This window comes from Streptomyces asoensis, from assembly GCF_013085465.1.
Classification (GTDB): Bacteria; Actinomycetota; Actinomycetes; order Streptomycetales; family Streptomycetaceae; genus Streptomyces; species Streptomyces cacaoi_A.
The window spans coordinates 2,224,884-2,246,005 of record NZ_CP049838.1 but is presented as its reverse complement, the minus strand read 5'-3'; the positions used below and the strand labels follow the sequence as shown (position 1 = coordinate 2,246,005).

Annotated in this window: 18 protein-coding genes; 14 read left to right on the top strand and 4 right to left on the bottom strand. The window is 72.5% G+C overall.

Translation table 11 applies throughout. The features are described from left to right. Window positions 1-40: 40 nt before the first annotated feature. A complete protein-coding gene (locus G9272_RS09995) occupies window positions 41-775 on the bottom strand; it encodes a FadR/GntR family transcriptional regulator (protein WP_171396215.1) in 735 nt (244 codons plus the stop codon). A 104-nt stretch (window positions 776-879) separates the two neighbouring features. Here G9272_RS09995 and G9272_RS09990 point away from each other — a divergent pair, with 104 nt between their 5' ends. The 3 genes from G9272_RS09990 to G9272_RS09980 are packed head-to-tail and all read left to right on the top strand — an operon-like array spanning window position 880 to window position 4,471. Beyond that, on the top strand, window positions 880-2,244 hold the full coding sequence (locus G9272_RS09990; protein ID WP_171396214.1) for a glutamine synthetase family protein: 1,365 nt from the start codon (window positions 880-882) through the stop codon (window positions 2,242-2,244). Between the two features lie 38 nt (window positions 2,245-2,282). Next, window positions 2,283-3,683, top strand: coding sequence for an aldehyde dehydrogenase family protein (locus G9272_RS09985; protein ID WP_437184266.1), 1,401 nt, complete (start codon window positions 2,283-2,285; stop codon window positions 3,681-3,683). Continuing rightward, window positions 3,680-4,471 (top strand): 3-oxoacyl-ACP reductase, encoded by a 792-nt coding sequence (locus G9272_RS09980; RefSeq protein WP_171396213.1) that lies wholly within the window; start codon window positions 3,680-3,682, stop codon window positions 4,469-4,471. Before G9272_RS09985 ends, G9272_RS09980 begins: the two co-directional genes overlap by 4 nt. Before the next feature lie 20 nt (window positions 4,472-4,491). Here the strand turns inward: G9272_RS09980 and G9272_RS09975 are convergent, their stop codons facing one another. Further along, complete coding sequence (locus G9272_RS09975; RefSeq protein WP_171396212.1) at window positions 4,492-5,694, bottom strand: amino acid deaminase/aldolase; 1,203 nt, start codon at window positions 5,692-5,694, stop codon at window positions 4,492-4,494. Window positions 5,695-7,279: 1,585 nt separating this feature from the next. Between G9272_RS09975 and G9272_RS09970 the strand changes: the two genes are divergently transcribed. Further along, window positions 7,280-8,389 carry a hypothetical protein gene (locus G9272_RS09970; protein WP_253267765.1) on the top strand — a complete coding sequence of 370 codons (1,110 nt, stop codon included), beginning with the start codon at window positions 7,280-7,282 and terminating at the stop codon, window positions 8,387-8,389. Further along, window positions 8,386-9,594 (top strand): type VII secretion-associated serine protease mycosin, encoded by a 1,209-nt coding sequence (gene mycP, locus G9272_RS09965; protein WP_171396211.1) that lies wholly within the window; start codon window positions 8,386-8,388, stop codon window positions 9,592-9,594. The genes G9272_RS09970 and mycP overlap by 4 nt, the downstream gene beginning before the upstream one ends. Before the next feature lie 43 nt (window positions 9,595-9,637). On the opposite strand, the gene G9272_RS09960 is transcribed toward mycP, so the two are convergent. Next, a complete protein-coding gene (locus G9272_RS09960; protein WP_171396210.1) occupies window positions 9,638-10,651 on the bottom strand; it encodes a serine hydrolase in 1,014 nt (337 codons plus the stop codon). Between the two features lie 151 nt (window positions 10,652-10,802). On the opposite strand from G9272_RS09960, the gene G9272_RS09955 reads away from it, so the two are divergent. Beyond that, a complete protein-coding gene (locus tag G9272_RS09955) occupies window positions 10,803-11,534 on the top strand; it encodes an SseB family protein (protein WP_171396209.1) in 732 nt (243 codons plus the stop codon). Between the two features lie 35 nt (window positions 11,535-11,569). On the opposite strand, the gene G9272_RS09950 is transcribed toward G9272_RS09955, so the two are convergent. After that, entirely contained in the window at window positions 11,570-11,947 is a 378-nt protein-coding gene (locus tag G9272_RS09950; protein ID WP_171396208.1) for a DUF1844 domain-containing protein, read from the bottom strand. Window positions 11,948-12,317: 370 nt separating this feature from the next. Here G9272_RS09950 and infC point away from each other — a divergent pair, with 370 nt between their 5' ends. The 8 genes from infC (at window position 12,318) to G9272_RS09910 (ending at window position 21,114) form a co-directional block, all read left to right on the top strand. Continuing rightward, window positions 12,318-13,040, top strand: a complete 723-nt coding sequence (gene infC, locus G9272_RS09945) for a translation initiation factor IF-3 (protein ID WP_171396207.1) — start codon at window positions 12,318-12,320, stop codon at window positions 13,038-13,040. A gap of 107 nt (window positions 13,041-13,147) precedes the next feature. Then, a complete protein-coding gene (gene rpmI, locus G9272_RS09940) occupies window positions 13,148-13,342 on the top strand; it encodes a 50S ribosomal protein L35 (RefSeq protein ID WP_003977225.1) in 195 nt (64 codons plus the stop codon). Window positions 13,343-13,439: 97 nt separating this feature from the next. Then, the gene (gene rplT, locus G9272_RS09935) at window positions 13,440-13,823 is read left to right on the top strand and encodes a 50S ribosomal protein L20 (RefSeq protein ID WP_020132316.1); all 384 of its coding nucleotides are present in this window, start codon (window positions 13,440-13,442) and stop codon (window positions 13,821-13,823) included. A gap of 182 nt (window positions 13,824-14,005) precedes the next feature. After that, window positions 14,006-14,866, top strand: a complete 861-nt coding sequence (locus G9272_RS09930; protein WP_171396206.1) for a TrmH family RNA methyltransferase — start codon at window positions 14,006-14,008, stop codon at window positions 14,864-14,866. 53 nt (window positions 14,867-14,919) lie between these two features. Next, entirely contained in the window at window positions 14,920-16,059 is a 1,140-nt protein-coding gene (locus G9272_RS09925) for a sensor histidine kinase (protein WP_171396205.1), read from the top strand. Between the two features lie 151 nt (window positions 16,060-16,210). Beyond that, a complete protein-coding gene (gene pheS, locus G9272_RS09920) occupies window positions 16,211-17,332 on the top strand; it encodes a phenylalanine--tRNA ligase subunit alpha (RefSeq protein WP_028807257.1) in 1,122 nt (373 codons plus the stop codon). Then, the gene (gene pheT / locus G9272_RS09915; RefSeq protein WP_171396204.1) at window positions 17,332-19,854 is read left to right on the top strand and encodes a phenylalanine--tRNA ligase subunit beta; all 2,523 of its coding nucleotides are present in this window, start codon (window positions 17,332-17,334) and stop codon (window positions 19,852-19,854) included. The genes pheS and pheT overlap by 1 nt, the downstream gene beginning before the upstream one ends. Before the next feature lie 216 nt (window positions 19,855-20,070). Beyond that, entirely contained in the window at window positions 20,071-21,114 is a 1,044-nt protein-coding gene (locus G9272_RS09910) for a PP2C family protein-serine/threonine phosphatase (protein ID WP_171396203.1), read from the top strand. Window positions 21,115-21,122: the final 8 nt, after the last annotated feature.

The following is a 21,122-nucleotide window of genomic DNA, read 5'->3' as shown; positions in this document are numbered from 1 at the left end:
GTGCCCTCCCACTCCCACAATGGACCGTATCCATACCATTTCACGTCAGGAAGCCCCTGAGCAGGGCCGCCGTCCCCGCGCAGTGCTCCCGCATCATCTCCCGCGCCCCGTCCGCGTCCCCGTCCAGCACCGCCTCGACCAGCGCGAGGTGCTGCCGCTGCGAGTGCTCCAGGTTGCGCACCAGGAGCGGGATGCAGTCGAGCAGGTCGTTCACCGTGGCCCGGACCGCCGCGTACTGCGCGGTCAGCGAGGGCGAGCCGCACAGCTCGGCCAGGGTGAGGTGGAGCATCGTGTCCAGTCGGCGGTAGTCGGCCAGCGGCGCGTCCGCCGTGCGGGCCAGCGCCTCGCGCAGGCGCTCCGCCTGCTCGTCCGTGAGCCCGTGCGTCGCGCACAGGCCCGCCGCGCCTACCTCGAGCACCTCGCGGAAGCGCAGCACGTCCTCGATGTCGACCTCCGCGATCCGCCGCCGCAGCTCGTCCTCGCCGCCGGCGTCCGTACGCGGCAGCACAAACGTTCCGCCGTAGCGGCCCCGGCGGGACTCGACCAGGCCCTGGTCCTGGAGGACCTTCAGCACCTCGCGCAGCGTCACCCGGCTGATCCCGAGCCGCTCCGCCAGGTCCCGCTCGGCCGGCAGCCGTTCGCCGCCCGGTACCAGGCCCAGCCGCACCACCTGGAGAATCTGCTCCAGCGCCTCCTCGAAGCCGTTCCCGGCCCGCACCGGCCGCAGTACCGGCGTCAGCCGGTCGTCCGGTCCGCCGTCAGCGTCCACCGACATCTGGCCGTGCCCCCTTCCCAAGCAATGGTTCTCCGCAATACCTTATGGCTCCCGGCCCGCCCGAAGAAGACGAAGGAGCCGGGGAAGCCGAAGGAGGCCCTCCCGTGGCAGACCGCACACCCCCGCTCAGTGTCGAAGAGCTGCACGCTCACGTCGCGAGCGGTGAGATCGACACTGTCGTCCTGGCCTTCCCCGATATGCAAGGGCGTCTCCAGGGCAAGCGGTTCGCCGCCGGATTCTTCCTCGACGAGGTCCTCCAGCACGGCACCGAGGGCTGCAACTACCTCCTCGCCGTCGACACGGAGATGAACACCGTCGACGGGTACGCCATGTCCTCCTGGGAGCGCGGCTACGGCGACTTCGCCATGCGGCCCGACCTGTCGACCCTGCGCCGCGTGCCCTGGAACGCCGGTACCGCCCTGCTCATCGCCGACCTGGCCTGGAACGACGGCTCGCCCGTGGTCGCCGCGCCGCGCCAGATTCTGCGCCGCCAGCTGGAGCGCCTCGCCGGGCACGGTTTCACCGCCCAGGTCGGCACCGAGCTGGAGTTCATCGTCTTCAAGGACAGCTACGAGGCCGCCTGGGACGCGAACTACCGCGGCCTCACCCCGGTCAACCAGTACAACGTCGACTACTCGGTGCTCGGCACCGGCCGGGTCGAGCCACTCCTGCGCCGCATCCGCAACGAGATGGCCGGCGCCGGACTCACCGTCGAGTCCGCCAAGGGCGAGTGCAACCCCGGCCAGCACGAGATCGCCTTCCGCTACGACGAGGCCCTGGTCACCTGCGACCAGCACGCGATCTACAAGACCGGCGCCAAGGAGATCGCCGCCCAGGAGGGCGTCTCGCTGACCTTCATGGCCAAGTACAACGAGCGCGAGGGCAACTCCTGCCACATCCACCTCTCGCTCACCGACGCCGACGGCACCAACGTCATGGCCGGTGACGGGGAAGGGGGGATGTCCGACGTCATGCGGCACTTCCTCGCCGGACAGCTCGCCGCCCTGCGCGACTTCTCCCTCCTCTACGCCCCCAACATCAACTCCTACAAGCGGTTCCAGCCGGGCTCCTTCGCCCCGACCGCCGTCGCCTGGGGATACGACAACCGCACCTGCTCCCTCCGCGTCGTCGGCCACGGCCGCTCGATGCGCTTCGAGAACCGACTGCCCGGCGGCGACGTCAACCCCCACCTCGCGGTCGCGGGCCTGGTCGCGGCCGGCCTGTACGGCATCGAACAGAAGCTGGAGCTGCCCGAGGCCTGTCCCGGCAACGCCTACACCGCCGAGTACGCACACGTGCCGACCACCCTCCGCGAGGCCGCCGAACTCTGGGCGAACAGCCCGATCGCGCTGGCCGCGTTCGGCGAGGAGGTCGTGGCGCACTACCGCAACATGGCACGCGTCGAGCTGGAGGCCTTCGACGCGGCGGTCACCGACTGGGAGCTGCGCCGCTCCTTCGAACGTCTCTGACGCACCCGCCCGTGCACCCGCCCGCGAAAGGCCCTTCCTTGTCCGGTCCCGCCCTGTCCGACCCGCAGTCGCTTGCGCACGAGCTGATCGTTCTCAACCCGGCCACCGAGGAGATCGTCGCCACCGTCCCGGCCGCCGACGCGGCCGACGTGGACCGCGCGGTCGCCCGCGCGAGCACCGCCCAGAAGGCCTGGGCGGCCGCCGCCCCGGCCGACCGGGCCCGGCTGCTGCGCCGCTTCGCCGACGTCGTCGACGCACACGTCGAGGAACTGGCGCTCCTCGAGGTCCGCGAGGCCGGCCACCTCCTCGGGAACGCCCGCTGGGAGGCCGGCAACGCCCGCGACCTGCTCCTGTACGCGGCCGGCGGCGTCGAACGCCTCCTGGGCCGCCAGATCCCCGTACCCGGCGGCTGGAACGTCACCTTCCAGGAGCCGCTGGGCGTGGTCGGGGTGATCGCCCCCTGGAACTTCCCGATGCCCATCGCCGCCTGGGGCTCCTTCCCGGCCCTCGCGGCAGGCAACGCCGTCGTCCTCAAGCCCGCCGAGACCACCCCGCTCACCGCCCTGCGCCTGGCCGAACTGGCCCTGGAGGCCGGCCTGTCGGAGCACCTGTTCCAGGTACTGCCCGGCCATGGAGCCGTCGCCGGCCGCGCACTCGTCGACCACCCGGGCGTGGCGAAGATCGTGTTCACGGGCTCCACCCGCACCGGCCGTGAGGTCATGGAGCGCTGCGCCCGGCAGGTCAAGCCGGTCACCCTGGAACTCGGCGGCAAGAGCCCCAACATCGTCTTCGCGGACGCCGACCTGAAGGCCGCGGTCGACCCGTTCTCCTTCCTCGACAACTCCGGCCAGGACTGCTGCGCCCGCACCCGCGTCCTCGTCCAGGAATCGGTCTACGAGGAGGTGGCCGACCACCTGGCGCGGGAACTGGCCGCCGTCACGGTCGGCGACCCGGCCGACGAGAAGACCCGGATGGGCCCGCTGATCTCCCGGCAACAGGTGGACCGCGTACGGTCGTTCGTCCCGGACGACGCCGAGGCACTGCGCGGCACCGCACCCGACGGCCCCGGCTTCTGGTTCCCGCCGACCGTTCTCACCGGCGTCGCGCCCGACTCGCCCGCCGCCCGCGAGGAGATCTTCGGCCCCGTCGCCGTACTGCTCCCCTTCACCGACGAGGCGGACGCGATCCGGCTCGCCGACGACACCCCCTACGGCCTCTCCGGCTCCATCTGGACCCGGGACGTCGGCCGGGCGCTGCGCGTCTCCCAGGCCGTCCGGGCCGGCAACCTGTCCGTCAACTCCCACTCCAGCGTCCGCTACTGGACCCCCTTCGGCGGCTACAAGCAGTCCGGCGTCGGCCGTGAACTGGGTCCGGACGCCCTGACCGCCTTCACCGAAACCAAGAACGTCTTCATCAGCACGGAGGGCCCCGCACAGTGACCGCATCGCCTGACGAGATCATCTGCCGCCGTCTGGTCGGCCGCACCGCAGTCATCACCGGAGCCGGCAGCGGCATCGGCCTCGCCACCGCGCGCCGGCTCGCCTCCGAGGGCGCGCACGTCGTCTGCGGCGATGTCGACGAGACCCGCGGCAAGGCCGCCGCCGAGGAGGTCGGCGGCACCTTCGTGAAGGTCGACGTCACCGACCCCGAGCAGGTCGAGGCACTGTTCCAGGCCGCCTACGACACCTACGGCAGCGTCGACATCGCCTTCAACAACGCCGGCATCTCCCCGCCCGACGACGACTCCATCCTGGAGACCGGCCTCGAGGCCTGGAAGCGCGTCCAGGAGGTCAACCTGACCTCCGTCTACCTGTGCTGCAAGGCCGCGATCCCCTACATGCGGCGCCAGGGCAGGGGCTCCATCATCAACACGGCGTCCTTCGTGGCCCGGATGGGCGCCGCCACCTCGCAGATCTCGTACACGGCGTCCAAGGGCGGCGTCCTCGCCATGTCCCGTGAGCTGGGCGTGCAGTTCGCGCGGGAGGGCATCCGCGTGAACGCCCTCTGCCCGGGGCCGGTCAACACCCCGCTGCTCCAGGAGCTGTTCGCCAAGGACCCGGAGCGGGCCGCCCGCCGGCTGGTCCACATTCCCGTCGGCCGGTTCGCCGAGGCCGAGGAGATCGCCGCCGCCGTCGCCTTCCTGGCCAGCGACGACTCCTCCTTCGTCAACGCCTCCGACTTCCTGGTGGACGGCGGGATCTCCGGGGCGTACGTCACCCCGCTCTAGGACGCCTCGCGCCGGCCGGCCTAGAGGAAGGTCTGTCCCTCACCCCGGTAGGTCGGCACGGTCGCCGTCACCGCGTCCCCCTCGACGAGGTGCAGCACGTCGAACCGCTCGCACAGCTCACCGGCCTTCGCGTGCCGGAACCACACCTTGTCGCCGATCAGCAGATCGTCGGCGGGGGAGCCGAGCAGCGGCGTCTGCACCTCGCCCGGCCCCTCCTGGGGGTCGTAACGCAGCCCTTCCGGCAGGTACGGCACGGGCAGCCGGTCGGGCCCCGCGGCACCGGACGCGGGATACCCGCCGCCGAGGACGGTCACGATCCCCACGCCCGGCCGCCGGACGACGGGCTGGGCGAACAGAGCCGCCGGACGGCCGCTGAAGGACGTGTAGTTGTCGAACAGACGCGGCACGTACAGTCCCGACCCGGCCGCGATCTCGGTGACCGCGTCCTCGGCGGCGGTGTGCTGCACACTGCCGGTGCCGCCGCCGTTGACGTACTCCAGATCCGGTACGACGGCCCGCACCGCGCGCACGACCGCGGCGCGGCGCTCGGCGAGCTCGCGCCGGGCGGTGGCCTGCATCAGGCGGATGGCCCGGGACCGGAAGGGCCGCCCGGCGACGGCGTCGCCGACCCCGGCGATGTGCCCCTCGTAGGCCATGATCCCCACGAGCTTGAAACCGGGCCGCCGGGCGACCGCCCTCGCCACGTCGGCGACCTGGGCGGGGGAGTGCAGCGGCGAGCGCAGGGCGCCGACCCGGACCCGGCCGCCGAGCAGCTTCAGCGCGGTGTCCAACTCCAGGCAGACCCGGATGACTTCGCGCCCTTCGCCGCGCGCGCCGTCGATGAGATCGAGCTGGGAGACGTCGTCGACCATGACGGTGACGGCGGCGGCGAGCTTGGGGTCGGCGGCCAGTTCGGCGAAGGCGGTGCGGTCGGCCGACGGGTAGGCGAGGAGGATGTCCTCGAACCCGGACCGGGCCAGCCACAGGGACTCGGCGAGGGTGAACGACATGATGCCGGCGAAGCCGTCCTTCGCCAGGACGCGTTCCAGCAGCGTCCGGCAGCGTACGGATTTGCTGGCGACACGGATCGGCTTGCCGCCGGCCCGGCGGACCAGGTCCTCGGCGTTGGCGTCGAAGGCGTCCAGGTCCACGAGGGCGAGAGGGGCGTCGAGATGGGCGGTGGCCCGGTCGTAACGGGCCCGGTCGGCGGCGCGCGCAGTCATGAACGAAGCCTGCCAGACTGGATTACCGCAGGGTAGGGGGACGTTCCGGGCAGAAGCCCCGGGCGTCGCGGACTGGTTCCCGTTCGCCCGGCGACAAGCCGTAGAGTGACGCGCACGCACGGAGGACGGCTCCGGCCGGGCAACCGTGTCGGGATGCCGGTCCGTCCGTGCGGGTATGCGTGCCCAGAGCGGACTGCCGCGTCCGCGCCGGGCCGCCCGGGCACGAGACCGACCGCCCGCGTACAGAACGACGGCCCGGGGACGAGGAAACGGGGGGCGCATGAGTACGGAAGCACGCCGCGCCTCGGTCCCCCCGCGCCCCGACGTGCCGCCCCACCCCGGTGTCCCGCCCCGCCCGGCCACCCCGCCCCGCCCGTCCCAGCCCCCGACGGCCCCGACGGACCGGGAGAGCACCCGCCGGGCCTCCGCCGAGCGGCCGGAAGGCGATCCCGCGCGCCGGGCGACCCCCGAAGCGGAGCCGCAGGAGCCCGCCGCGCCGCAGCAGCCGGCTGAGCGGGAGGCCACACGTGGGGTGACTCCCGGCTCGGCCGGAGCGCAGACGGCCGCCCGGGGCGAGGGCACGGCCGGGGACGGCTTCCCCTCCTCGGGCACGGATTCCCTTTTTGCCCGCACCGCCCCCCGCTTCACCGACCTGCGGGCCCAGCACACGGACGCCATGACCCCGCCCCCGCCGCCCGCGTCGGCCCGTTTCCCGGACATCCCGCCGCAGCCGGCCCGCCCCGCCCCGGCCCCACGACGCGACGACACCGGGACGCCCGCGCGAGCCGAGGAACGCCCGGCCGCCCCCCACGTCCCCCGTCCGGCCCCGCCCCACGACTTCCGCCGCGCCCCCCGGCCCGCCCGTCCCGCCTCCTCGGAGGACTCCCGTCCCGCGGGCCCGGGCGGCGCCACCCCCCGCGCCGGTACGCCTGCCCCCCGTCCCGCCGACGGAGAGGCCACCGGCCCCGACGGCTCCCGACCCTCCGGCGACGGCCCCCCGCGTCCCACCGCTCCCGAGAGCCCCCCTCCCGGGGCCAACTCCGCTCCCCGTCCCGCCGGTTCCGAGGGCGGTCGTCCCGCCGGATGGGAGAGCTCGCGTCCCGCCGGTCCGGACGGTTCCCGTCCTGCCGGATGGGAGAGCTCCAGGCCCGCCGGTCCGGGCAGCTCGCGTCCCGCCGGTTCGGACGCTCCCCGTCCCGCCGGTTCCGAGGGCGGTCGTCCCGCCGGATGGGAGAGCTCGCGTCCCGCCGGTCCGGACGGTTCCCGTCCTGCCGGTCCTGGCAGCTCCCGTCCCGCAGGCGCGGACGGTTCCCGTCCCGCCGGTTCGGGCGACCTCTTTTCCGCGGGCTCGGGCGCGTACCCCACCGGCTCGGGCGGCTCCCGGCCTGCCGCCGCGGGCGACTTCTTCTCCACGGGCTCGGGCACTCACCCCGCCGGTTCGGGTACCCGCCCGGTTCCGCCGCCGCCTTCCCGGCCCGTTGCCCCGCCGCAGTCCCGTCCCGTCGTTCCGCCGCCACCCTCCCGCCCCGCGGGCTCGTCGGGTGCCCCCTCGGCCGGGTCCGCGTCCGACAGTGCCTGGTCGCCGTTGCCCCGCAGCTGGGTGCCCGCGCCCGGGCGGAGTCGGCGGGAGACGGAGGCGGAGGGCGCCGGGGACGGTCTGCGCGGTGAGTCCCGGGCGGTCCCGGCGGTGGCGGACGACGGGCCGGCGTGGAGCCCCGGCGCGGCCGTGCGGCAGCCCGAGTTCGTCGTACCGCCCGCCCCTGCCGCACCCCCCGCGCCGGATACTCCGCAGCGGACCGACGGCGGCCCGGGGGTGGCGAGCGGCCCCGATCCGTCCCTTTCCTGGAGCGCTCCCATGACCCCGGGCGGCACCCTCGGTGCCACCCGTCCCGTGGTGACCTTCGCGCGGCCCGAGGTGTACAGGGACACGCCCCGGACCTTCGGCCGACGGGGACGCGTCGCCGCGGCCGCCGCCTGTGTCGTCCTCGGCATGGGGCTCATCGGCGGTGCGGTCACCGGCAGTTGGCTGGTCGGGGACTCTGCGGACGCCGCCGAGCGCAGCACCTACACCACCGCCGGCGGTCTGTGGCACAACGTGCCGGTCGATCAGCTGTTCCCGCCCACGGTCGACGGTCAGGGCGCCGGTCCCGGTGGCGCCGACCGCACCTGGACGCGGATCGCCGTCGCCCCGGACGGCGGCTGCGCCGACGCCTTCGACCCGCTGCTGCTCAAGGCCCTCGCGCCGGTCGGCTGCCAGCGGCTCCTGCGGGCCACCTACACCGACGCCACCCAGAGCTATGTGACCACCGTCGGTCTGCTGTTCACCACGGCCGACGCGGCCGCCATGCGTTCGCTCGACACCCGCTTCACCAAGGAGAAGCTGGCGGAGCGGACCGATCTGATGCCCCGGCCGTACGCCGCGAAGGGCACCGTCGCCGCCGCCTTCGGCGACAAGCAACGTGCCGCCTGGACGGTCTCCGTCCTCACCGACGCCCCCGTCGTCGTCTACGCCGTCTCCGGCTGGGCCGACGGCCGCGTGGTGGACACCCCGCAGCCCGCCCCGGTGGCCACCGCGGCGGGCGCCACCACGGCCCCCGCCCAGGCGGGCCTCGGCAACGAGGCCCAGGGCCTCGCCGACCGCATCGAGCGCGGCCTGCGCAAGACCGCCGTCACGCCCTCGGAGCAGCCCTCATGAGCACCCGTACGACCCGTACGACCCGCAGGGCCGGGCTCCTGTGCTGTCTCCTCGCCGCCACCGTCGCCCTCGTGCCGCCCTCCACCGCCTACGCCGACGGCATCCGTGCCAAGCAGTGGGCCCTGGAGGCACTGCACACCGAGGAGGCCTGGCAGACCACCAAGGGCGGGGGCATCACCGTCGCCGTCCTGGACACCGGCGTCGAGGCCGACCACCCCGACCTCACCGGCAACGTGCTCACCGGCAAGGACATGGTCGGCTTCGGCGCCGGGCCGGGTGACCGCGCGTGGGCCCGCCACGGCACCGCGATGGCCGGCATCATCGCCGGTCACGGCCATGGCAACGGCAACGCCGACGGCGTGCTCGGCATCGCCCCGGAGGCGAAGATCCTGCCCGTCCGCGTGATCCTGGAGGACGGCGACCCGCAGCGCACCAAGGCCCGCAACACCCGCGGCAACGCCCTCGCGGAGGGCATCCGCTGGGCCGCCGACCAGGGTGCCGACGTCATCAACCTCTCCCTCGGCGACGACTCCGCCTCCGCTCACCCCGAGCCCGCCGAGGACGAGGCCGTCCAGTACGCGCTGAAGAAGGGCTCGGTCGTCGTCGCCTCGGCCGGCAACGGCGGCGAGAAGGGCGACCACATCTCCTACCCGGCCGCCTACCCGGGCGTCATCGCCGCGACCGCCGTCGACCGCTACGGCACCCGCGCCTCCTTCTCCACCCGCCGCTGGTACGCCACGGTCAGCGCGCCCGGCGTCGACGTCGTCATCGCCGACCCGGACCACAAGTACTACGAGGGATGGGGGACCAGCGCCGCTTCCGCCTTCGTATCGGGGGCCGTGGCGCTCATCAAGGGCGCCCACCCCGGGCTCACCCCGGCCCAGATCAAGAAGCTCCTGGAGGACACCGCCCGCAACTCCCCCACCGGCGGGCGCGACGACTCCCGCGGCTACGGGCTCATCGACCCGGCCGCCGCGATCACCGCCGCCGCCGACCTCAAGCCGGAGGGCCTTCAGTCCGCGGCCTACGGCGAGCAGTACTTCGGCTCCGGCCCGGACGAGCCGAAGGCGGACGACGACCCGGCCGGCTGGGCGGGCCTGCTCGCGGGCGGTGCCGGGGGAGTGCTGCTGGTGACGGCGGTCTTCCTGTGGCGCGGCCGCCGCGAGCGCGACCGGCCCGAGGCCTACGAGGCGCTCCAGCCGTGACGAGGCGCTCCAGCCGTGACGGGTTTCTCCGGCTGGTCGGCGGCTAGTCGGCGGCGGACGGCGAGGCCGACGCGGAGGCCGACGCCGAAGCGCCACCGTCCCGCAACGTCGACACGGCCGCCCGCGCCACCTGTTCGACCAGCGAGATCCCGGCCGTCTGCGTGGCGTTGCCGTTCGACAGCACGGCCACCAGACAGTCGTGGCCGTCGACGGTCACCCGGCCGATGCTGTTGATGTCCCACAGTCCGGTCGTGCTGCGCGCCAGCCAGCCGTTCTTCAGTGCCCACGAGGACCCGTCGGCCGCTGCCGAGACTCCCCAGCGCTGGTCGACGGCTATCTGCCCCATCAGGCCCTGGAGGTACGTCCGTGACGCCTCGCTCAGCTCCGAGTCGTCCCCGAAGACCTGCCGGAGCAGGATGAGCTGATCGGCGGCCGTGGTCTGCGTCAGGCCCCACAGCATGTCGTCGCCGCCCGCGGTGTCCGTCAGCCCGAACCGCTCGTTCGCGGCGTCGAGCCCCTCCGCCTTCCCGATGATCCGCCACAGCGCCGACGCCGAGTCGTTGTCACTGTTCTCGATCATCGCGGTGGCATACGTCTTCTCGGCCGCCGTGAGATACCGGTCCGCGTCCTGTGCCTGGAGCAGCAGCGTCGCCAGGATGTCCACCTTGACGATGCTCGCCGTGTCGAAGGCGCTCTCGCCGTACGTGGCGTCGTCACCGGAGTCCAGGTCGAGCACGGCCGCGGACACGGCCGCGTCGCCCGGCACGGTCACCGACTTCATCGCGGACGCCAGCAGCGCGTCGTGGTCGACCTCGGGCGCCGCCACCGTCTCCACCGACACCTTTCCGCTCCCCGACCCGCTCCCCGACCCGGACGCCGACGGCGTCGCGGAGGACGACGATACGGCTCCCGTACCCGAGTGCGCCTGTGCCTTCACATAGACGGTCCCGCCCGCGGTCGCCCCGAGGACGGCGACCGCGGCGAGCGCGGTGTAGAGGAGCGGACGGCGCCGGGAGGGATGAGCGCGGCGGCCACGACGTGCTCTGGAGGACTCCATGACCGTCGATGCTGGGGGCCGCGACTGTGCGCTCCGTTAGACGGAGGTTAGAGGCACGTCAGGGATGTCTGAGAATCCCGTGAAAGGCGTCACCGCCGTGTTTCGGGCCCCGCACAAGCGCAGCATCATCCCCCCGATAGGGTCGACGACCGTGGCGAACAAGAACATTCCCGACTCCGGCTTCTCCGACGACGACGGCTCCGCCGACCCCCGGCTGAGTGCGGCGCTCGCCGCCTGGGCCGAGGACCGCACCGCCGTGGGCCCGGTCCTGGCGGCCCTCAAGGGCGCCCGGCTCCTCGTGCCCGTGGTGGCCGTGCTCGGCGAGGTGGAGGAGGACGAGAAGGGACTGCGCCGCGAGAAGACCAGCGACATGGCCGTGCCCACGCTGAAGGCGGGCGCCCGCACCGCGCTGCCCGCCTTCACGTCCACGGACTCCCTCGCCCGCTGGGACCCCGAAGCCCGCCCGGTCGCCGTACCCCTGCACCAGGCGCTCCAGGCCGCCGCCCATGAGAAGGCGGACACGGTCGTCCTCGACCTGGCCGGACCGGTCGCCTTCGAACTGACCGGGCCGGCGCTGCTGGCGCTCGCCGAGGGCCGTACGTCGATCGACCCGCTCGCCGATCCGGCGGTGCGGGCGGCGGTACGGGCCGCCGTGGCCGCCGAACCGGAGGTCCTCAGCGCCCACCTCGGGCCGGGGCAGGCGGACGGCACCCTCGCCCTCGTCCTCGACCCGGCCGCCGTCCCCGCCGAGGCCGCCCGCGCGGTGGCCGGGCGGCTCGCCGCCGACGAGACACTGAGGGCCCGCCTGGTGCGCGGCCTCGACCTGGCACTGCTGCCGGCCGGGACGACGCCTCCGGGCGAGCCCCTGTACGTGAAGAGCTGAAGCGGCGGCTGCGCCGGCTCAGCGGAGAAGTCGGCTCAGCCGTAGATCGGGCCCGTGTACTTCTCGCCCGGGCCCTGGCCCGGCTCGTCCGGGACGAGCGACGCCTCGCGGAACGCCAGCTGGAGCGACTTCAGACCGTCGCGCAGCGGCGCCGCGTGGAAGGAGCTGATCTCGGTCGCGCTGCCGTCCAGCAGGCCGGCGAGGGCGTGGATCAGCTTGCGGGCCTCGTCGAGGTCCTTGTACTTGTCGCCCTCCTCGGTGAGCCCCAGCTTCACGGCGGCGGCGCTCATCAGGTTGACGGCGACCGTCACGATCACCTCGACGGCGGGGACCTCGGCGATGTCGCGGGTCATCTCGTCGAAGTCGGGGGTGCCGGGCGTCTCGGCGGAGCCGGCGGGGGAGGTCTCACTCATGCCCCACACGATAGGCGCAGGCCGGCCAGGTCTCCGTACCGAGGCTCGATTGGCCGTTCCTGGCGCGGGCTGCTAATCTCGTGTAACGACCGGTCGGACACGCGTGCCCCTCAGCAGGCGGGCCCGGCCCACAAGTGGAGGCTCCGAACTCCCACCCGACTGTCCTCACGGACGGCGGGTCACCCCGGTCAGGCGGCCACCATCGTTCCGTACGGACGATGGAGTCGCCCGGTAGTGCGCCCCGCGTTCACGCGGCGGTGCTCCGGTAGTGCTTGGAGCCCCGCATGTGATCGTTCGGGGCATTTTTTGTGCTTCGGCGTGGTTACAGGACTAACAACCAAGACGTTACGCGGCCGTTCGCCAGACTGCCGTGTGGTGCTATCTAGGAGGATCCATCAGCGCCGAGCCCCGCATCAACGACCGGATTCGCGTTCCAGAGGTGCGACTTGTCGGTCCCAGTGGCGAGCAGGTGGGCATCGTTCCCCTGGCCAAGGCACTGGAGCTTGCCCAGGAGTACGACCTGGACCTGGTCGAGGTCGCGGCGACCGCCCGTCCGCCGGTCTGCAAGCTCATGGACTACGGGAAGTTCAAGTACGAGTCGGCCATGAAGGCCCGTGAGGCGCGCAAGAACCAGGCGCACACGGTCATCAAGGAGATGAAGCTCCGGCCGAAGATCGACCCGCACGACTATGACACCAAGAAGGGTCACGTCGTTCGGTTCCTCAAGCAGGGCGACAAGGTCAAGATCACGATCATGTTCCGCGGTCGTGAGCAGTCCCGGCCCGAGCTGGGCTACCGACTGCTCCAGCGTCTCGCGGAGGACGTCCAGGACCTCGGGTTCATCGAGTCGAACCCGAAGCAGGACGGCCGAAACATGATCATGGTTCTCGGTCCGCACAAGAAGAAGACCGAGGCGATGGCCGAGGCCCGTCAGGCGCAGGAGGCCCGCAAGGCCGAAGCGAAGGCCAACCCGGGTCGCTCGCAGAACGCCGCGGACGCCGACGCCGTCAACGCCGAGGGCGATGTCGACACCGACGTCGTGAGCGCCGAGGCTGACGTCGAGGCCCCTGCCGAGGCTTCCGCCGAGGCGTGATCCGCGGGACGCGAGTCCCAAGGACGTAACCGATACAAGCGACGTTCCACCGTGCCCGGTTTCACGACCGGGCACCGGAACGCCACCGACGAGGAGAGAACGGCGCTATGCCGAAGAACAAGTCGCACAGCGGTGCCAGCAAGCGCTTCAAGATCACCGGCTCCGGCAAGGTGCTCCGTGAGCGTGCCGGCAAGCGCCACCTGCTCGAGCACAAGTCGTCCCGCGTGACGCGCCGCCTCACCGGCAACGCCGAGATGGCCCCGGGCGACGCCGCGAAGATCAAGAAGCTTCTCGGCAAGTGACGTCGGGCGCGTGACGCGCGCCTGACCTCAGACCGGGACCCAATCGATTCCGGGTCGTGTGAGTCCAACCACGGCCCCGCTACAAGGAGTTAAACAAGTGGCACGCGTCAAGCGGGCAGTCAACGCCCACAAGAAGCGCCGGGCGATCCTCGAGGCGGCCTCCGGCTACCGCGGTCAGCGTTCGCGCCTGTACCGCAAGGCCAAGGAGCAGGTCACCCACTCGCTGGTCTACAACTACAACGACCGCAAGAAGCGCAAGGGCGACTTCCGGCGGCTGTGGATCCAGCGCATCAACGCCGCTGCCCGCGCCAACGGCATCACGTACAACCGCTTCATCCAGGGTCTGAACGCCGCGAACATCGAGGTCGACCGCAAGATCCTGGCCGAGCTGGCCGTGAACGACGCCACCGCGTTCGCCGCGCTGGTCGAGGTCGCGCAGAAGGCCCTCCCGGCGGACGTGAACGCGCCCAAGGCCGCGTGACGCTGCGCCGGCTTCGGCCGACGTGACTGAAGGACCCGCAGGTTTCAGCCTGCGGGTCCTTTGCTGCTTGCCCGTTCCGGCGGTCGTTCGGGTGCGGGCTGTCGGTTGGCCGGTCGCGCAGTTCCCCGGGCCCCTAGGGGGGTTGCAGTCCCCCCACGAGCACAAACGAAGGTGATCTCCCCATGCCCTCCGCCAGCCCCGAGCCGATCTCGCCCCGCTCCCCCCGGGTCTCCGCCGCCCGGCGGCTCGCCAAGCGGAACTTCCGGGGCAAGGAACGGCTGTTTCTCGCGGAGGGGCCGCAGGCCGTGCGGGAGGCGGCCGCGCACCGGGCCGGCGGCGAAGCGACCCTCGTGGAGCTGTTCGCCACCGTCGAGGCGGCCGAGCGGTACGCCGACATCATCGGCGAGGCCCGGGCCGTCGGCGCCCGGGTGCACCTCGCCGATGAACAGGTCATCGAGGACATCTCCACCACCGTGACCCCGCAGGGGCTGGTCGGGATCTGCCGGTTCCTGGACACGCCCTTCGAGGAGATCCTCGCCGCCCGGCCGAAGCTGGTCGCCGTACTGGCACATGTGCGCGACCCCGGCAACGCCGGCACCGTCCTGCGGTGCGCGGACGCCGCGGGCGCCGACGCCGTCGTGCTGACCGACGCCTCCGTCGACCTCTACAACCCCAAGGCCGTCCGCGCCTCCGTCGGCTCCCTCTTCCACCTCCCCGTGGCGGTCGGGGTCCCCGTCGAACAGGCCGTGGCCGGGCTGAAGGACGCCGGGGTGCGGATCCTCGCCGCCGACGGCGCCGGGGACGACGACCTCGACGACGAGCTGGACAACCGGACGATGGGCGGGCCCACGGCGTGGGTGTTCGGGAACGAGGCCTGGGGGCTTCCCGAGGAGACCCGGGAGCTCGCGGACGCCGTCGTGCGGGTCCCGATCCACGGGAAGGCCGAGAGCCTGAACCTCGCGACCGCCGCCGCCGTATGTCTGTATGCATCGGCCCGTGCACAGCGCGCCTCCGGAGGGTGCCGCTCCGTCACCGAGAGCTAGTAGGGTGACCAGCTCGGGGGCCCCTCAGCCGTCTGAGAGGTGGGGTACGGGGAATGAGCGTCGGCATGAGCGGTACACGGGATGCGCAGGCCGGTCCCGACGCCTCCGCACCCCGGCCGGCCGGTGACCTCGCCGGTCTCGGCATCGACCCCGACGACCTGCCCGACGGGCTCGTGGTCGCCGACGAACACGGGCACGTCGTCTGTTTCAACGCCGCCGCCCAGCGCATCACCGCCGTCTCCGCCGCGGACGCCCTCGGAGAGCGGCTCGAGAAGGCTCTGCCGTTGGAGGACCTCGAAGGCCGCCGCTGGTGGCAGCTGACCGACCCCTACGGCGGCCTCGCCATCCGGGTCGGACAGCCCGAGCGCAACCTGCTGCTGCCGGGCGGACGCGAGGTGCTCGTCACGGTGCGGTACGTCCGCGCCGAACCCACCGGACCGGTCCGCCGGGTCGTCGTCTCGATCCGCGACACCGAGGCCCGCCGCCGCACCGAACGCAGCCACGCCGAGCTGATCGCCACCGTCGCCCACGAGCTGCGCTCGCCCCTCACCTCGGTCAAGGGCTTCACCGCCACCCTGCTCGCCAAGTGGTCGAGGTTCACCGACGACCAGAAACGGCTGATGCTGGAGACCGTCGACGCCGACGCGGACCGGGTCACCCGCCTCATCGCCGAGCTGCTCGACATCTCGCGCATCGACTCGGGACGGCTGGAGGTGCGCCGCCAGCCCGTCGACATGGGCGCGGCCGTGGGCCGGCACATCCAGGCCTACGTCGCCGCCGGGCAGCCCGCCGACCGGTTCCTGCTGCGCATCGAACAGCCGTTGCCCGCCCTGTGGGCCGACCCCGACAAGGTCGACCAGGTGCTCAGCAACCTCCTCGAAAATGCGGTGCGCCACGGCGAGGGAACCGTCACGATCGATGTCACGCCCGCCGCGTCCCCCCGTGAGGGAGAGGACACCGGCACGTCGGTCACCGTGAGCGACGAGGGCGCAGGCATCCCGGAGGAGTCCATGAACCGCGTCTTCACCCGCTTCTGGCGGGGCAGCAAGCGCGGCGGCACGGGCCTCGGGCTGTACATCGTCAAGGGCATCGTGGAAGCCCACGGCGGCATCATCACGGTCGGCCGCGCTCCCGGCGGCGGCGCCGAGTTCCGATTTACGTTGCCCGTGAGCATCCCGGCATATCTCACCTGAGAACCGGCCGGGCAGCCCGCGGGCGCATCCGTATACCTCCACCCCGTTAGACTCGGCCTTTGGCACCCTTGTGTCCCATGGACGGCCCTCTGACCTCTGCGTGAGTCGGTGACGGGGACCTTCAGCCAGCCAACCGGAAGCACGGGAAGAGATGTCGGCACCGAATAAGTCGTACGACCCAGTAGAGGTCGAGGCCTTGAAACCGGAAGAGATCGAGCGCATGCGGGACGGGGCGCTCGCCGCCTTCGCCGCCGCGGACTCCCTCGACGCGCTCCAGGAGGCCAAGGTCGCGCACACCGGCGGCACCTCCCCGCTGGCCCTGGCCAACCGCGAGATCGGCGCTCTGCCGCCGCACGCCAAGGCGGCCGCCGGCAAGCTGGTCGGCCAGGCCCGGGGCGCCGTGAACAAGGCCCTCGCCGCCCGCCAGGAGGAGCTGGAGGCCGAGCGCGACCAGCGCGTGCTGGTCGAGGAGGCGGTGGACGTCACACTGCCGTACGACCGCGAGCCGGCCGGCGCCCGCCACCCGCTCACCACACTGTCGGAGCGCATCGAGGACGTCTTCGTGGCCATGGGCTACGAGGTCGCCGAGGGCCCGCAGGTCGAGGCCGAGTGGTTCAACTTCGACGCGCTCAACATCGGCCCGGACCACCCGGCCCGCGGCGAGGCCGACACGTTCTTCGTGCAGGGCCCGCAGGGCGGCACCGAGTCCGGTGTCGTGCTGCGCACCCACACCTCGCCGGTCCAGATCCGCTCGCTGCTCGGCCGTGAGCTGCCGGTGTACGTGATCTGCCCCGGCCGCGTGTACCGCACCGACGAGCTGGACGCGACGCACACCCCGGTCTTCCACCAGGTCGAGCTGCTGGCCGTGGACGAGGGCCTGACCATGGCCGACCTCAAGGGCACCCTGGACCACATGGTCCAGTCGCTGTTCGGCGAGGGCATGAAGACCCGGCTGCGGCCGAACTTCTTCCCCTTCACCGAGCCGTCCGCCGAGATGGACATGGTGTGCTACGTCTGCCGCGGCGAGTCCGTCGGCAACCCCGACCGCCCCTGCCGCACCTGTTCCAGCGAGGGCTGGATCGAGCTAGGCGGCTGCGGGATGGTCAACCCCAAGGTGCTGGCCGCCTGCGGCGTCGACCCGGAGAAGTACAGCGGGTTCGCCTTCGGGTTCGGCATCGAGCGGATGCTGATGTTCCGCCACAACGTCGAAGACATGCGAGACATGGTCGAGGGTGACGTCCGGTTCACCCGGCCGTTCGGGATGGAGATCTGATGCGGGTCCCGCTTTCCTGGCTGCGGGAGTACGTCGACCTGCCGGCCACCGAGACCGGCCGTGACGTGCAGGCCAAGCTCGTGTCGGCGGGCCTCGAGGTAGAGACCGTCGAGCCCCTCGGAGCCGACCTCAAGGGTCCCCTCGTCGTGGGCCGGGTGCTCACCATCGAGGAGCTCGAGGGCTTCAAGAAGCCGATCCGCTTCTGCACCGTCGACGTCGGCACCGCCAACGGCACCGGCGAGCCCCAGGAGATCGTCTGCGGCGCACGCAACTTCGCCGTCGGCGACAAGGTCGTGGTCGTGCTCCCGGGCGCGGTCCTCCCCGGCAACTTCGCGATCGCCGCGCGCAAGACGTACGGCAAGACCTCCCACGGCATGATCTGCTCCGGCGACGAGCTGGGCATGGGCGACGACGGCAGCCACGGCATCATCGTGCTGCCGCCGGAGACCGAGGTCGGCAAGGACGCCATCGAGCTGCTCGAGCTGGTCGACGAGGTCCTGGACATCGCCGTCACCGCCAACCGCGGCGACTGCCTGTCCATCCGGGGTGTCGCCCGCGAGGTCGCCATCGCCTACGGTCTGCCGCTGCGCGACCCGGCGCTGATCGACGTACCGGCGCCGAACGCCTTCGGCTACCCGGTGCAGGTCTCCGAGCCGATGGGCTGCGACCGCTTCACCGCCCGCACCGTCACCGGTCTGAGCCCCGAGGTGCGCTCCCCGATCTGGCTGACGCGCCGGCTCCAGAAGGTCGGCATGCGCCCGATCTCGCTCGCCGTCGACATCACCAACTACGTGATGATGGAGCTCGGCCAGCCGCTGCACGCCTACGACCGTTCGCTGGTCCAGGGCACCATCGGCGTGCGCCGGGCCGGGGAGGGCGAGCAGATCGTCACCCTCGACGGGGTGACGCGCGAGCTGCACGCCGAGGACCTGGTGATCACCGACGACCGCGGTCCCATCGGCCTCGCCGGTGTCATGGGCGGCGCCAACACCGAGATCGCCGATCACGAGGCCGCCGAGAACGGGGGCGCCTCGACGACCGACGTGGTCATCGAGGCCGCCCACTTCAACGCGGTGTCGATCGCGCGTACGGCCCGTCGGCACAAGCTGTCTTCCGAGGCGTCCAGGCGCTTCGAGCGCGGTGTCGACCCGCAGGCCGCGGCGGCCGCCGCGCAGCGCACGGTCGACCTGCTGGTCCTGCTCGCGGGCGGTACGGCCGACGCGGGCGTCACGGAGATCATCGCCCCGTCCGCCCCGCACACGATCAGCGTTCCGGCGAACCACCCGGACAAGGTCGCGGGCGTGGAGTACGGCCGGGAGACCGTCGTCCGCCGCCTCCAGGAGATCGGCTGCGACGTGTACGGGCAGGACGAGCTGATCGTCACCGTCCCGTCCTGGCGGCCCGACCTCGCCGAGGTCAACGACCTGGCGGAGGAGGTCATCCGGCTGGAGGGCTACGAGAACCTGCCCTCCACGCTGCCCAAGCCGCCCTCGGGCCGGGGTCTCACCCACCGCCAGCGTCTCCACCGCCGCGTCGGCCGCGCCCTGGCCGGCTCCGGCTATGTCGAGGCGCCGAACTACCCGTTCATCGGCGAGCAGGTCTTCGACCAGCTCGGCCTCGACGCCGACGACCCGGCCCGCCGTGTCGTCCGGCTGACGAACCCGCTCAACGACGAGGAGCCCGCGCTCCGTACGTCGCTGCTGCCGGGCCTGCTGGCCGCCCTGCGCCGCAACGACGGCCGGGGCTCGCACGACCTGGCGCTCTTCGAGACCGGGCTGGTGTTCCTCCCGCAGGAGGAGCAGCGCGTCGCCGGGCACCTGCCCGTCGACCGCCGCCCCACCGAAGAGGAGATCGCGTCGCTGGACGCCGTGCTGCCCGCGCAGCCACGCCATGTCGCCGTCGTCCTGGCGGGCGCCCGCGAGCAGGCCGGCTGGTGGGGCAAGGGCCGTCCGGCGGACTGGGCCGACGCCGTCGAGGCGGCGCGTGCCGTCGCCCGCGAGGCCGGGGCCGAACTGGTCGTCCGCAGCGGCCAGTACGGGCCGTGGCACCCGGGCCGGTGCGCCGAGCTGCTGGTCGTCGTCGACGGTGCCGAGCGCGTCGTGGGCCATGCCGGTGAGCTGCACCCGCGGGTGCTGAAGGCACTGGGGCTGCCCTCGCGCACCTCCGCGATGGAGCTCGACCTGGACGTGCTGGAGCAGGTCGGCGACGACACGCCCCAGGCGCCGAGCATCTCGGCCTTCCCGGTGGCCACGCAGGACGTCGCCCTCGTCGTCGACAGGTTCGTCCCGCACGCCGAGGTCGAGGCCGCGCTGCGTGAGGGCGCGGGTGAACTGCTGGAGGGGATCCGGCTGTTCGACGTGTACGAGAACGCGGAGCAGCTCGGTGACGGGCGGAAGTCGCTCGCGTACGCGCTGCGCTTCCGTGCGGACGACCGGACGCTGACCGTCGACGAGGCGTCGGCCGCGCGGGATGCGGCGGTTGCCCTGGCGGGCGAGCGTACGGGAGCGGTGCTGCGCGGTTAGGCGTCGGGGGAGCTGCGGTTCCGGCCGACCGCGACGCCGTCGTGGCTGGTCGCGCAGTTCCCCGCGTCCTGGGGGGCGCTTCCTCGGTTACCTCACTCCTTCGGGTGAGATCTCCTGGTGATCTGGTCTTCCGGGCCATGACCTCGACAGAATCGGACCGGCCTTTCGGGGCCGGTCCGATCTGCGTTGTCGGGGCCTGGACGGGGGACCAACGACATGTTCGGCATCAGGCGGCCGTTACGCCGGGCCCTCTCGCTGGGGCTGCCCACGGCCTGGGGCGCTCTGGCGATCACCTACAAACTGTCCTGTCCGCTGGCCCGACAGGACGGGCTCATGGCCAGGATCGTCACCAGTGCCGTCTTCTTCGCCGTCGGCACCGGGCTGATACTCCACATGCGCCAGGCCCTGGTACGTGAGCTGAAGCAGGCTCGGCGGGTCGCCGGGGTCGCGCAGAGCGTGCTGCTGCGTCCGCCGCCGCCGCGCGTCGACGGGCTGAACGTGGCGGCCGCCCAGCTCTCCGCGGACCGGGGCGCGAGCGTGGGCGGTGACCTGTACGAGGTGATCGCCACCGAGCACGGCGTGCGGGTAGTGATGGGCGACGTCCGCGGGCACGGGCTACCCGCGCTCGGTACCGTCGCCGCCCTCCTCGGCAGCTTCCGCGAGGCGGCCCACGACGAGCGGGACCTCGGCCGCGTCCTGCGCCGCCTGGAGCGTGCCCTGGAGCGGCATCTGCGCGAACGGGCCCGTGACACCCCCGACGCCACGGTGACGGAGGAGTTCGTCACCGTGCTGGTGCTCGAGATCCGGGAGGACGGCGAGCTGCACGTCCTGAACTGCGGGCATCCGTGGCCGTATCTGCTGAGCGGCACGAGCGTGCGGCCGTTGTCGCGGGCGGATCCCCTGCCGCCCCTGGGCCCGTTCCCCCTGCCGGCGGAGTTGTCCGCCACGCCCTGCGGGCAACTCCGGCGAGGCGAGTCCCTGGTCCTCTTCACGGACGGCGCGGAGGACGCGAGGGACGCACGGGGCAGGTTCTTCTCCTTGCCGGAAACACTGGAGAAGGCCGTACGGGACCACCCGGTCACCGCCCAGCAGATCCTGCGGGCGGTATTGACGGCACTTCTCCGTCACACGACGGCCGTACCGACCGACGACATCGCCTTACTGGTGCTTCAGAACGGGCGGCTTCCCGCACCCACCCCAGGGGCGCGGGGAACTGCGCGACCAGCCACCACACACCCGCAGCCGACAACGCGCCGATAGTCCCCCGC

Bases quoted from the DNA above. Each gene is read 5' to 3' on its own strand.
- G9272_RS09995 (WP_171396215.1), bottom strand. From the start codon at position 775: ATGTCGGTGGACGCTGACGGCGGACCGGACGACCGGCTGACGCCGGTA.
- G9272_RS09975 (WP_171396212.1), bottom strand. From the start codon at position 5,694: ATGACTGCGCGCGCCGCCGACCGGGCCCGTTACGACCGGGCCACCGCC.
- mycP (WP_171396211.1), top strand. From the start codon at position 8,386: ATGAGCACCCGTACGACCCGTACGACCCGCAGGGCCGGGCTCCTGTGC.
- G9272_RS09960 (WP_171396210.1), bottom strand. From the start codon at position 10,651: ATGGAGTCCTCCAGAGCACGTCGTGGCCGCCGCGCTCATCCCTCCCGG.
- G9272_RS09950 (WP_171396208.1), bottom strand. From the start codon at position 11,947: ATGAGTGAGACCTCCCCCGCCGGCTCCGCCGAGACGCCCGGCACCCCC.
- rpmI (WP_003977225.1), top strand. From the start codon at position 13,148: ATGCCGAAGAACAAGTCGCACAGCGGTGCCAGCAAGCGCTTCAAGATC.
- G9272_RS09930 (WP_171396206.1), top strand. From the start codon at position 14,006: ATGCCCTCCGCCAGCCCCGAGCCGATCTCGCCCCGCTCCCCCCGGGTC.
- G9272_RS09925 (WP_171396205.1), top strand. From the start codon at position 14,920: ATGAGCGTCGGCATGAGCGGTACACGGGATGCGCAGGCCGGTCCCGAC.
- pheS (WP_028807257.1), top strand. From the start codon at position 16,211: ATGTCGGCACCGAATAAGTCGTACGACCCAGTAGAGGTCGAGGCCTTG.
- pheT (WP_171396204.1), top strand. From the start codon at position 17,332: ATGCGGGTCCCGCTTTCCTGGCTGCGGGAGTACGTCGACCTGCCGGCC.
- G9272_RS09910 (WP_171396203.1), top strand. From the start codon at position 20,071: ATGTTCGGCATCAGGCGGCCGTTACGCCGGGCCCTCTCGCTGGGGCTG.